10 protein-coding genes are annotated in these 12,716 nt (G+C 40.5%); 6 read left to right on the forward strand and 4 right to left on the reverse strand.

What is annotated here, in order from left to right:
- Positions 1-6 precede the first annotated feature (6 nt).
- From K429_RS0107410 to K429_RS0107435, 6 genes are all read left to right on the forward strand, one after another.
- Positions 7-1,560 (forward strand): SLC13 family permease, encoded by a 1,554-nt coding sequence (locus K429_RS0107410; RefSeq protein ID WP_025726514.1) that lies wholly within the window; start codon positions 7-9, stop codon positions 1,558-1,560.
- Positions 1,561-1,570: 10 nt separating this feature from the next.
- The gene (gene cysC, locus K429_RS0107415; protein ID WP_025726515.1) at positions 1,571-2,176 is read left to right on the forward strand and encodes an adenylyl-sulfate kinase; all 606 of its coding nucleotides are present in this window, start codon (positions 1,571-1,573) and stop codon (positions 2,174-2,176) included.
- Between the two features lie 11 nt (positions 2,177-2,187).
- The gene (gene cysD / locus K429_RS0107420; RefSeq protein ID WP_007214383.1) at positions 2,188-3,096 is read left to right on the forward strand and encodes a sulfate adenylyltransferase subunit CysD; all 909 of its coding nucleotides are present in this window, start codon (positions 2,188-2,190) and stop codon (positions 3,094-3,096) included.
- Between the two features lie 111 nt (positions 3,097-3,207).
- Entirely contained in the window at positions 3,208-4,671 is a 1,464-nt protein-coding gene (gene cysN / locus K429_RS0107425; RefSeq protein ID WP_007214382.1) for a sulfate adenylyltransferase subunit CysN, read from the forward strand.
- A 12-nt stretch (positions 4,672-4,683) separates the two neighbouring features.
- Entirely contained in the window at positions 4,684-5,790 is a 1,107-nt protein-coding gene (locus K429_RS0107430; protein ID WP_007214381.1) for a sulfotransferase, read from the forward strand.
- A 19-nt stretch (positions 5,791-5,809) separates the two neighbouring features.
- A complete protein-coding gene (locus K429_RS0107435) occupies positions 5,810-6,781 on the forward strand; it encodes a PCMD domain-containing protein (protein WP_007217766.1) in 972 nt (323 codons plus the stop codon).
- 91 nt (positions 6,782-6,872) lie between these two features.
- Here K429_RS0107435 and K429_RS0107440 read toward each other — a convergent pair whose 3' ends face one another.
- The 4 genes from K429_RS0107440 to K429_RS0107455 form a co-directional block, all read right to left on the reverse strand.
- Complete coding sequence (locus tag K429_RS0107440; protein ID WP_007217767.1) at positions 6,873-8,093, reverse strand: OmpA family protein; 1,221 nt, start codon at positions 8,091-8,093, stop codon at positions 6,873-6,875.
- 60 nt (positions 8,094-8,153) lie between these two features.
- Positions 8,154-8,903 carry a YjbH domain-containing protein gene (locus K429_RS0107445; RefSeq protein ID WP_025726516.1) on the reverse strand — a complete coding sequence of 250 codons (750 nt, stop codon included), beginning with the start codon at positions 8,901-8,903 and terminating at the stop codon, positions 8,154-8,156.
- A 65-nt stretch (positions 8,904-8,968) separates the two neighbouring features.
- Positions 8,969-10,564, reverse strand: coding sequence for a carboxypeptidase-like regulatory domain-containing protein (locus tag K429_RS0107450; protein WP_025726517.1), 1,596 nt, complete (start codon positions 10,562-10,564; stop codon positions 8,969-8,971).
- A 10-nt stretch (positions 10,565-10,574) separates the two neighbouring features.
- Complete coding sequence (locus K429_RS0107455) at positions 10,575-11,822, reverse strand: hypothetical protein (protein WP_025726518.1); 1,248 nt, start codon at positions 11,820-11,822, stop codon at positions 10,575-10,577.
- Between the last annotated feature and the right edge of the window lie 894 nt (positions 11,823-12,716).

A 12,716-nucleotide genomic window follows, 5' to 3' on the forward strand; every position in this document is an offset into this window, starting at 1 on the left:
TAATGTATGACATTTGAGATAATATTTGTGCTATTGGCACTTTTGGGCATGGTGGTGGCATTGGCATTGGATAAAATGCGTCCCGGCATGGTGCTATTTTCCGTTGTGGTTTTGTTCTTATGTGCCGGCATCCTGACACCCAAAGAGATGCTGGAAGGTTTTAGTAATAAAGGAATGATTACCGTAGCTATGCTATTTTTGGTCAGTGAGGGTATTCGTCAGTCCGGAGCATTGGGACAGGTTATCAAAAAGTTGCTTCCTCAGGGCAAGACGACTGTGTTTAAAGCCCAACTTCGCATGCTTCCCACTATCTCTTTTATTTCTGCTTTTCTTAATAACACCCCTGTTGTTGTAATATTTGCTCCGATAATCAAGCGTTGGGCAGAGTCGGTAAAATTGCCTGCTACCAAGTTTTTGATACCTCTTTCTTATGTGACTATTTTGGGAGGTATATGTACTCTTATCGGAACTTCTACTAACCTGGTAGTACACGGCATGATATTAGAGGCAGGTTATGAAGGATTTACTATGTTTGAGTTAGGCAAAGTGGGTATTTTCATAGCTATAGCAGGAATTATTTATTTATTTCTATTTTCTTCTAAACTCTTGCCGGATGTGCGTACGGATGCTGTGAAGCAAGATGACGAACCGGAAGAAGATGTTGGTTTGCATCGGGTTGAGGCTGTACTTGGTCCTCGTTTTCCTGGTATTAACAAGAAGTTGGGAGAGTTTAATTTTCAGCGTCACTATGGAGCAGCTGTTAAGGAAATAAAGCGGAGCGGACAAAGTATTACTGCGAATCTGGATAATGAGGTTTTGCGTGAGGGTGATACATTAGTGGTGATGGCGGATGATTCTTTTGTTCAAACTTGGGGAGAGTCTTCCGTGTTCGTTTTGTTGGCCAATGGCAAAGATAACGAACCGGTTCCCGGAAAGGGGAAACGTTGGTTTGCCCTTTTATTACTGATATTGATGATTACCGGGGCTACGGTAGGCGAGCTGCCGGTTGTGAAAGAGGCATTCCCGAATATCAAGTTGGATATGTTTTTCTTTGTTTCTGTGACTACTATCATTATGGCATGGACTAAAATTTTTCCGGCCCGTAAGTACACTAAATACATTTCATGGGATATTCTGATAACAATTGCGTGTGCTTTTGCTATCAGTAAAGCAATGGTTAATTCCGGTGTGGCAGATGTCGTGGCAAGTTATATCATTGGTATGACTGAACATTACGGTCCTCAGGTGTTACTGGCAGCTGTATTTATCATTACGAACTTGTTTACCGAATTGATAACCAATAATGCCGCTGCTGCATTAGCTTTCCCATTGGCGCTCTCCATTTCTTCGCAGATGGGTGTCAGCCCTATGCCTTTCTTTGTAGTGATCTGTATGGCTGCCTCTGCCAGTTTCTCTACACCTATCGGTTATCAGACAAATTTGATTGTGCAAGGTATTGGAAACTATAAGTTCACTGATTTTGTCCGTATCGGATTGCCGCTGAATATTATAGCTTTCTTGATATCCATATTCCTTATTCCATTAATTTGGCCCTTTTAATAATTAGATTATGACAGACAATAATATATATCCGATTTTTGATAGGATGTTGTCAAGAGAGGATAAAGAAGAACTTCTCGGTCAGCATAGTGTGATGATATGGTTTACCGGATTGAGCGGTTCCGGTAAAAGTACGATAGCTATTGCTCTGGAGCGCGAATTGCATAAGCGAGGTTTACTTTGCCGCATTCTGGACGGGGATAATATCCGTAGTGGTATCAATAATAATTTGGGCTTTACTGAAGCTGATCGTGTAGAAAATATCCGCCGTATTGCAGAAGTTTCCAAACTTTTTATTGATTCAGGCATTATAACTATTGCTGCTTTTATCAGTCCTAACAATGATATCCGAGAAATGGCGGCTAATATCATCGGGCAGGAGGACTTCTATGAAGTGTACGTAAGTACCCCTTTGACTGAGTGTGAGCGTAGGGATGTAAAGGGGCTGTACGCAAAGGCACGCCGGAGAGAGATTAAAAATTTTACGGGGATTTCCGCTCCGTTTGAAGCACCCCTTCATCCGGCATTGACGTTAGATACCTCAAAACTCAGTCTGGAAGAGTCAGTCAACCAACTGCTCGACCTCATTTTACCGAAAATACAGATTAAAAAGTGATTATATAAAAAATGGAAGAATATAAATTGAGCCATCTGAAAGAACTCGAAGCAGAGTCTATTCATATCATCCGTGAAGTGGCAGCGGAATTTGAAAATCCGGTGATGCTTTATAGTATTGGGAAAGACTCTTCGGTAATGGTTCGCCTTGCCGAAAAGGCCTTTTATCCGGGTAAAGTACCCTTCCCGTTGATGCATATCGATTCGAAGTGGAAATTTAAGGAAATGATTCAATTCCGCGATGAGTATGCCAAAAAACATGGCTGGAATCTGATAGTAGAAAGTAATATGGAGGCTTTTCATGCAGGTGTAGGACCGTTTACTCATGGAAGTAAAGTACACACAGACTTGATGAAAACTAAGGCTCTTCTGAGTGCTTTGGATAAATATAAATTTGACGCAGCTTTTGGGGGTGCTCGTCGTGACGAAGAGAAATCACGTGCGAAAGAACGTATTTTTTCTTTTCGTGATAAGTTCCACCAATGGGACCCGAAGAACCAGCGTCCGGAATTGTGGGATATCTACAATGCCCGTGTGCATAAGGGAGAAAGCATTCGTGTGTTCCCGTTGAGTAACTGGACGGAGCTGGATATCTGGCAATACATTCGTTTGGAAAATATTCCTATTGTTCCGTTGTATTATGCTAAGGAGCGTCCGTGCGTAGAAATTGATGGTAATTTGATTATGGCAGATGATGACCGCCTGCCTGAAAAATATCGTGATCAGATAAAGATGAAAATGGTACGTTTCCGTACGTTGGGTTGTTGGCCGTTGACCGGTGCGGTAGAGAGCAATGCGGATACGATTGAGACAATTGTAGAGGAGATGATGACTACCACCAAGAGTGAGCGTACCACCCGTGTAATCGACTTTGATCAGGATGCCAGTATGGAGCAGAAAAAGCGTGAGGGATACTTTTAAGAATTAAGAATTAAAAATTAAAACCTGAGGATTGAAATCTTAAACCTGACCTTTAGAACTTTAATGCTTAGGTTTAAGAAGATAAAGGTGACAATTAAAAAGTAAAAAGTGATGGAGAATAACTCTAAACTAAATATCAAGGAGTTTCTGGATAAAGACGAACAGAAAGACTTACTCCGCTTTCTGACTGCCGGTTCGGTGGATGATGGAAAATCTACGTTGATTGGGCGTTTGTTGTTTGATAGCAAGAAATTGTATGAAGACCAGTTAGATGCATTGGAACGTGATAGTAAGCGTATGGGAAATGCCGGTGATCACATTGATTACGCATTGCTGCTGGATGGTCTGAAAGCAGAACGTGAACAAGGTATTACGATTGATGTGGCATATCGATATTTCTCTACTAATAATCGTAAATTCATCATTGCTGATACTCCGGGGCACGAGCAATATACGCGTAATATGATTACCGGCGGTTCAACGGCTAATCTGGCTATCATTCTTGTAGATGCCCGTACCGGTGTCATTACACAGACGCGTCGTCATTCTTTTCTGGTGTCTTTGCTGGGCATTAAGCACGTGGTGCTTGCTGTTAATAAAATGGACTTGGTAGGCTTCTCTGAGGAGCGCTTTAATGAAATCGTTAAAGAGTATAAACAGTTTATTGCACCATTGGGTATTCCTGATGTGACTTGTATTCCGCTCTCCGCTTTGGATGGCGATAATGTAGTGGAGAGGTCTGAACGCACTCCATGGTACAATGGCATTTCTTTGCTCGATTTCTTGGAGACTGTCCATATTGATAACGATCATAACCTGTCGGACTTCCGTTTCCCGGTACAGTATGTATTGCGCCCTAATCTTGATTTCCGTGGTTTTTGCGGTAAAGTTGCATCAGGGGTAGTACGTAAAGGGGATGAAGTGATAGCGTTACCTTCCGGCAAAAAATCACGTGTCAAGAGCATTGTTACGTATGACGGCGAACTGGATTATGCTTTTCCGCCTCAATCTGTAACTTTAACGCTGGAAGATGAGATTGACGTATCGAGAGGAGAGATGTTGGTACATCCTGATAATTTACCGGTTGTAGATCGCAATTTTGAGGCCATGCTGGTGTGGATGGATGAAGAGCCGATGGATCTCAATAAATCCTTCTTCATCAAGCAGACTACTAATTTGAGTCGTTCACGTATCAGTAACATTAAATATAAAGTAGATGTTAATACGATGGATCAGTTGTCCGTTGATAATGGACGATTGACGCCTGATGATCTGCCTATGCAGTTAAATCAGATAGCTCGTGTTGTTCTTACTACTGCCAAGGAATTATTCTTTGATCCTTATCAAAAAAATAAGGCAACAGGTGCATTCATTCTGATTGATCCGATTACCAATAATACCAGTGCTGTCGGTATGATTATCGATAGGGTAGAGGATAAGGATATGCATCTTTCTGAAGATCTTCCGGTTTTGAACTTACCGAAGTTAGAAATTGCTCCCGAACACTATGAAGCTATAGAAAAAGCGGTGAAAGATTTGAAGCGCCAAGGTATTGAAGTGAAAATAATCAAATAATGTACCATAATTATGGGTTTACTGGAATTTAACAAACTCCCTATAAATACTTTGGTGGGAGCCGATTGGAAAACATTTAATGCTATTACGAAAGGGCGGGAAATTGATGCGGCATACAAAGGCAAATACCGTTTGACTAAGGCGGTATGTCGTCTACTTTCTACACTGGCTCCTTTGCAGAACGGACGTTATGAGAAACGGTTGGCATCCCAACCGTTAGAGCATGATCCGGTATTCATTCTTGGCCATTGGCGCAGCGGGACGACCTTTGTGCATAATGTTTTCTCATGTGACAAGCATTTTGGCTATAATACTACTTACCAAACTGTATTTCCGCATCTGATGATGTGGGGACAGCCTTTCTTCAAGAAGAACATGAGCTGGCTGATGCCTGATAAGCGTCCTACAGATAACATGGAACTTGCTGTAGATCTGCCACAGGAAGAAGAGTTTGCACTTGCCAATATGATGCCTTATACCTATTATAACTTTTGGTTCCTCCCAAAGTATCAGCAGGAATATGCAGATAAATATTTGCTGTTCGATGATATAACGGAAAAGGAACTGAAGGTTTTTGAAGAAGTGTTTATCAAGCTGATTAAGATATCATTGTGGAATACTAACGGAACACAGTTCTTGAGTAAGAATCCACCCCATACGGGACGTGTGAAGGAACTGGTCAAAATGTTCCCTAATGCTAAATTTATCTATCTGATGCGTAATCCTTATACGGTGTTCGAGAGTACCCGAAGTTTCTTCACGAATACAATCCAGCCGTTGAAGTTGCAGGATATCAGTAATGACGAAATTGAAAAGAATATTCTTTCTATTTATGCCAAACTGTATCATAAATACGAGGCTGATAAATCTTGTATTCCTGCCGGTAATCTGATGGAAGTAAAGTTCGAAGACTTCGAAGCGGATGCTATGGGGATGACTGAGCAGATTTATCGTGGCTTGTCTATTCCCGGATTTGCTGAAGCACGCAATGATATAGAAAAGTATGTAGGTGGAAAGAAGGGATATAAGAAGAATAAATATAAATATGATGATCGCACCGTGCAATTGGTTCAGGATAACTGGAACTTTGCATTGGAGCAGTGGAAATATGAACTTTAATTAAAAAAAAGCTAATGAGATGATGCAGAAGAAAATTTGTATGTACGGCTTGCTATCCGCTTTTTTATGTTGCGGAACGGCACTTGCACAGCAGCAACAGCATACTGTGGAAGTGATTCCGTTCGGAGACATGGATCAATGGATAGACCGTCAGATTAAAGAGTCGGGCATTATCGGTGGTGCGTTGAAGAATGTATATGCTATTGGACCGACTGCGACTATTCGTGAGAATAAGGCCTATAAGAACATGGGTGGTTCGCCATGGGCTACTTCGAATGTGATGGCGCGCGTGGCGGGTATTACTAAAACCAATACTTCAGTGTTTCCCGAGAAGCGTGGCGATGGCTACTGTGCCCGTATGGATACCCGTATGGAAAGCGTAAAAGTATTGGGTATTGTTGATATCACAGTACTTGCCGCAGGTTCTATGTTTTTGGGGGAAGTGCATGAGCCGATTAAGGGCACAAAGAATCCGCAAAAGATGCTGAATTCCGGTATTCCCTTTACCAAGAAACCTATCGCTGTGCAGTTTGACTATAAAGTTAATATGTCTGATAGGGAAAAGCGGATTCGTGCTACCGGTTTTAGCCGGATAACGGACGTAGAAGGTAAAGACTTCCCGGAGGTGAATTTGTTTTTGCAGAAGCGTTGGGAAGACAAGGATGGCAATATTTTTGCTAAGCGGGTAGGGACTATGGTGGTTCGTTACTATAATACCACTGATTGGCATAATAATGCTACTTATTCAATCATGTATGGAGATATCACCGGTGATCCTGCTTATAAGCCCCACATGATGCGTTTGCAGGTAGAAGAACGTTACGCTATTAACAGTAAAGGTGAAAGTGTTCCGGTCAAAGAAGTAGCATGGGGAACAGAAGAAGATGCTCCTACACATTTATTATTGCAGTTTACTTCCAGCCATGGAGGAGCATACATAGGTTCTCCCGGTAATTCACTCTGGATCGATAATGTGAAACTGGTATATTAAAATATTATTTCAGTATAAAATGAAGAGGGCGGCTAACATCAGTTAGCCGCCCTCTCTTCGATTAGAGTTTACAACTCTTTGTCCCTATATCTTATTCCAGAATTACTACTCGGTTCAAATAGTTCTTACCGAACATGTTAGCAGTACCACCGAATCCAACGAGTTCGAGCTGATCCTTATCAACGCCTTCCTTAATCAATGCGTCGTAAACAGCCTGAGCACGTTTTTCAGACAACTTCTGGTTCCAGGAAGCGCTACCCGTAGCCTTGTCAGCATAACCGGCAACTTTGTACTTCTTATCCGGGTTAGCCTTCAGAATCTTAGCAGCCAACTGGATGTTAACCATACCGTAATCATCGATGCGAGCGCTACCAATCTTGAAGAAGATGGCACGAGGACCGGCAACTTCAATTTCCTTCACTACTTCCTTAGTTACAGGCTTAGCGTTAGCCAAAGCGTTCTTAGCGTTAGCCAGGTCAGCCTGAGCTTGTGCCAATTCGCTTCTGTACTTATTGATTTCGTTGTTGATAGCATTCTGATCAACTTTCGCGCCACAAGCTACGAACTTCTTGCCACCGAAAGTATAGGTTGCACCTACAGTTAAGCCTACAATACCTTCAGTTTTAGCATCGCTTACAGAACCGAAAACAGAAGGAGATACTGTACCACGAGCTTCGAGGTCGATAGCCCATTTCTGGTCAATGTTGTATTTAGCACCCAAACCTAAGCTTGCGCCAACCAACAGACGTACCTTATCATCTTTAGGATAACTCTTAGAAGGATCCAGTTCTTGCTTATAAGTCAAAGAACCATCAGCGTTAGTAACCTCAGTGGTCTTTGTTGCAAGATTCCAAGTACTATAAGAATTTGAGATATTCAATGTAGGACCTACAAAGAACATAAACTCAAACTTACGGCCTTCTTTGTAACCGCAGAAGAGGTTAGTCAGGTTCAACATTGCATCAGCATTCAATGCAACGAACTTCTTCTTATAGTTATACCAATTCTCGTCTTTGCCTACGTTTTCAAAAGGGTATTGAGTATGAAGTTTACCAGACCATCCGGCAACCTGACCACGGATACCCCATACCGGGCTGAAGAATTTTCCCAGTGATATATTCACCAGAGGTGTTATGGATTCACCGAATCCATAATCAAAGTTGCTGGGGTTGGTCACAACTTGTCCACCCACGCCTACACTGATAAAGAAATTGTCCTTCCAGCTTTCACTGTAGTACTTTTCTTTAGTCTGTGCATTGGCAATGGTTGCCCCTGACAACAGTAAAGATAATATTACTAATTTACTTTTCATTGTTTTTTAGTTTTTAATAGATTTAACTCTTTATTACTTATTCATTCTTCACCATTTCTCTTATTTCAGGTTGAACCTGAACATCAATCCACCAGTGAAATATTGCATTCGTTGTAATTCCACCTGTAAATGCAAATGGTTGAACAACAAATAGGTGGCACCCAACGCAAAATCTTTCGAATCATATTCCGCTATCACCCTCAAATCCGGTGCGAAACTGGGATTGTAAGTGATACCCGCCGCTATTCCGTTCAGTTTGTACTCCTTTCTCTGATTATATAAATAAGAGAGGTGTACTCCGATTTCTTCTGTTCCTATCGGCAGGTGCTTGGTTGCAGCTATATAGAAACGGCTGAAATATCCGTTTCCGCTTGATGAACCAATTACGCCACCTCCGGAAGAAGTAAACGGGTCTGATGTTCCCAGAACCACAGCCGGCATATACTTCCAGAATTGCCCTTCTTTCAAAGCTCGCAGTCGGACAGAGAAATATCTGTCCTGATTCGTAAAACCCGAGTAACCGTAAGGCTTCAAGCCCAATGCTTCCGCTTTGAAAAGTGTGCATGTGTATGCCACTTCCAACCAAGGGAAAAAGGTCACATTCAGGTAATAGTTGTACGTATGATAGTACCACGTAGGAGGAGTTATCTCCTTGTTCATAAAGTTGGCACCCAGCATTATTGTTTTATCTTTCTGCATTTCTGCCGAAGGGGCATGCAACAAACCTGTAGTACCGTAAGTTAATTGAGCCGAAAGTACAAACGCACAGCATAAAAACAAGTACGTAACTATTATTCGCTTCATCTGCATCTGCCTTTCTCTATACACTTTATACTTTCGGGTCAATTATGATCTATTGTTCTTAACAATCAGAATTATTCAGCTTCGATGATACCACCACCAGCGTTGCCTGTACCATGACCGTGGTCATGACCATGATCGTGAGAAACCTTAATGATTTCCATATCGTCATAGTTAACGGTAGCTGTACCTGCAGCTTGGTATTTAGCATATACTCCAGACAGATCCATGTTTACATCTGTTGTTGTTTCAACCGGTTCTTCATCTCCTGAAGTAATAATAGTAGTAGAAGTTACCTTTGTTACTCCTATAGTGAAATCAACGAATTCTTGTTTAGAAGTGATACTCTTAACAGCAGTATAAGGTGCTAATTCGAATTTGTATCCCTTTTCTATAAGTTCGTTTTTGTATCCATCAGCAACGATTGTATCAGTAGCTGCCTTCATAGCTTGAGCAACTGCTACACCTAATGCAGTTTCGCTGCCAAGGTTACCTCCCTGTATGTCAATAGTCTTCATACCTACTAATACTGGAATGTCATAAGTATATTGCTTAACTCTATCAGTTCCATTTACAATCATAGGATCGAAAGTATCTACTGTCGGTACAAGAGTAGGAGCGGCATTAGTTCTTGTAACTTCAACATTGAATGAGAAATCAATCTTCACTTCAACATTCGGTTCTTCTCCACCCGGTTCTGTGCTAGCTGTAGGTTTAGCAATCTTCTGAACTAAAGTCATTTCAATACCATTCTCATCAACAATCTTGAAAGTAGCTGTAAAGAATTTAGAAGAAATAGCTTTGGTTGTAGTCTCTTCTACGAATTCAGTTTCAGGAACATTAAACTTATACGCATAAGTGTTGGAGTTACCTTCACCGTAGAATTGAGTACCCTTGTCATTGTACAAACGTACAACTTTTGCCAACATCCATCTGTTACCAAACTTCAAGTCACCTGCAAGAACTACTGTTCCTGTAGCAGTTTTAACCAGAACGATTTCTGTAGTGTAATCTTCAGTAGCAAATGCGTCTGCGAAGTCAATAGCTACTTCTTTCTTAGCATTCGGTAAAGAGATGTATTGGATAGTAGATACAAATCCGTCTTTGCTTGCTTTAATCTTATATGCACCGGCAGTCAGAGGAGTAGTTTCATAATCTACTTCTTCGGTACCTTTACCATATACAGTTACGTCAGCATCGTTGATTTCATTCATGTCTTCATCCAAAACTGTTACTTTGAGGTTATATCTCAATTCAACTTCTTTGGTTGTAGCTGTTTTGCCTAACACGAAATTAACAGGATAAACGGCAGCTTGTCCCGGTTTCAATTCAGCAATGTTCACAGTAGTTTCTTGGTTGTCGAAACCTGTACATTTAGCTGTAACCTTTACAGCACCGGCTGACAAACCTGAAATAGTGAAAGAACCGCTGCTTTGAGTAACAGTACCTTTATCTGATTCAACTGTTGCGGCAGTCAAGATAGTACCTTCAGCACTGTAAATTGTACCTGTAATTGTGTACTGGGCAGCTGGCAATGTTACACTCTGATCGGGATCGATGATATCCAATCCTTCATCTTTGTAACATCCAGTGAGTAATGACCCTGTTAAGGCCACTACGGCTAATGCTAATTTAGCATTGTAGCCGTTAAAGAAACTTTTCTTTTTCATCTCAATAAAATTAAAAATTTAGTAATTCTGATTTAATAAAATATGGATTAAAACTATTATTACTCATTATGTTCTCGCTTGCGTTAGCCCGGAATCCCTTATAATAATAGCGTTCATTGCCTGCATTATAAGCTATCCCCATGTTCTTTGAGGGCGTCACCCGCGGTATATATCCTTTTCTCTTATATTTATAAGGTGGGAGCGCTATTTGAAATCTAAAACCGCCATTTGATTTTGCCCCTTGCGCTTTCATTGCATAAAAGCCAATCGAGCAATAGCGGAAGTGGCGAATCAAATCGAATCTTACGCCTTTTTCACCCAATAGATATTGTTCCCCTTTCAAACTTGCCTGAACATTATATTCGGGCCAATAAAAATTAGCTCCTAAACTCCATGTCAAGCGTGTCTTTGTTCCATAGTAAAATTCAAATCCATCCCATTCATACGCAGCGGTCAATCCAATGCGTCCTTCAAACGAAAAACGTTCATCGGCTTTTAACACATGAAGCAATTTCAAATCACCTCCATACCGGCTTGCATTAAATGTTCCGACAGTTCCTGTAAGCCATGTATTATAAGGTAAACGAACAGTTTGTTGCAATGTCAGAAATCCAGGACGTACTTTATCAGCTGAATCACCATACCCGTCATTATAAACCGGAAAAATAACCTGTGCGGTCAACTTCATTCCCTTCCAGAATGAAACCTCAACTGCCGGTGACAAGTTAAAAAGCACTTGGTATACCTGCGTAATCACCAGATTCTTTAATGAAACTTCCGGATACACAACTACATCCACCTTAAACAAAGAACTATTTTTTCTCTTTTCTTTCCGAACCAGTTTCCATGAGTCACCTAAATTGTAACTAACGTCCCAATCCGCACGACTTGCTTCAGGGACGCTGTCACCGATTATCGGTTTATAGTAAAGAGAAATTTGAGGTATATTATTATCTAGAACAATTATTCTACATGGCTTTTTATCCGGTAAACCCATTTTTTGAATAATGTCTACCGCTTTGCCAATGCCGACTCCATTCAGACGATACGCAGAATTTTGCAAGACGTATACACGTTCTTTGCCATCTTCTGTCCACCCTACATTTTCAAATCCCATTTCTACTAAAGTGTTCACCGTACTTTCTCCTGTTTGGCAAATTCCTTTTAAAGGAAGCAAACAGAATAAAAAGAGCGCCGCACATCGTGCTATTGTTTTAGTAGCTAGACACTTTCTCATGTTAGAGTTTCTATACCTCATTTTATTTATTCAATTTTCATATCTTTACGACATAAAATATGGTGCAAAAATAGACACATTTTTAATAATACCAAAGAATTTTACATGAAAAAATAAAATAATGTAGCTTTTTCTGCATAATTGTTCTCATAAAGCTAATATTCTTTGTCTATGAGCTTATAATGCGTGATAAAGAGGTTAATAAATGACTAATAAATACGACATTTATATGAAAAATATACCCTCAAACGTAATTTTGATTATATATACCTTTCGTAAAAAACGAATTATTATTTATTTAAGAGTTCCGCAAGCTTGTTCTACGTGTGTATAATGATAATTTATAACCTCTTCTATAAACATACGATATGTTTTTTTAGGTTCGGGAGGTCTAGCTTTCAATATGCAGAGCTTCAAAAAAACAAGTTGGTAATCATTTTGACATTCTGTACTTTTAGTTAGCTGAGAATCCGTTGTTTTGACCCGACAGTTGTGATGATGAAAAGAAAGAACTAAAGAGTAGCGAAATGCAGGCTATTAAGTGTATGTCGCAGCCTCCCAGAAGGAGGGAAATTAGGATAATATCAGTTATTTCTTGTTTCTTGCTCAATTGGATTATAAATCCTAAGCAGGGAACGCAGTGAGAGCAAGGTAAAGTCATGAATAAAATTACTCACCATGGGGTGATACCATTTTGTTTCATACCGTGAAACCGATAGTTTCAAGGCATGAAACCGTTAGTTTCACCTATTGAAACCGGGAGTTTCACGGCATGAAACTCACAATTCCAAATGGAGAAACCAGAGCATCAAACAGGCAATCTGTACGTATCAAGAACAGTGATGCTAAAGTTATCCGATGCAAACGGCGGATAGTAAACAAAATAAGATGTAAAAGAAGAACAACAATAGAGAC

Origin of the sequence: Bacteroides sp. 14(A), from assembly GCF_000526555.1 — a bacterium.
Lineage (GTDB): Bacteria > Bacteroidota > Bacteroidia > Bacteroidales > Bacteroidaceae > Bacteroides > Bacteroides cellulosilyticus.

Coding starts and splice junctions, on each gene's coding strand:
- K429_RS0107410 (WP_025726514.1), top strand. CDS start 7: ATGACATTTGAGATAATATTTGTGCTATTGGCACTTTTGGGCATGGTG.
- cysC (WP_025726515.1), top strand. CDS start 1,571: ATGACAGACAATAATATATATCCGATTTTTGATAGGATGTTGTCAAGA.
- cysD (WP_007214383.1), top strand. CDS start 2,188: ATGGAAGAATATAAATTGAGCCATCTGAAAGAACTCGAAGCAGAGTCT.
- cysN (WP_007214382.1), top strand. CDS start 3,208: ATGGAGAATAACTCTAAACTAAATATCAAGGAGTTTCTGGATAAAGAC.
- K429_RS0107430 (WP_007214381.1), top strand. CDS start 4,684: ATGGGTTTACTGGAATTTAACAAACTCCCTATAAATACTTTGGTGGGA.
- K429_RS0107435 (WP_007217766.1), top strand. CDS start 5,810: ATGATGCAGAAGAAAATTTGTATGTACGGCTTGCTATCCGCTTTTTTA.
- K429_RS0107440 (WP_007217767.1), bottom strand. CDS start 8,093: ATGAAAAGTAAATTAGTAATATTATCTTTACTGTTGTCAGGGGCAACC.
- K429_RS0107445 (WP_025726516.1), bottom strand. CDS start 8,903: ATGCAGATGAAGCGAATAATAGTTACGTACTTGTTTTTATGCTGTGCG.
- K429_RS0107450 (WP_025726517.1), bottom strand. CDS start 10,564: ATGAAAAAGAAAAGTTTCTTTAACGGCTACAATGCTAAATTAGCATTA.
- K429_RS0107455 (WP_025726518.1), bottom strand. CDS start 11,822: ATGAGGTATAGAAACTCTAACATGAGAAAGTGTCTAGCTACTAAAACA.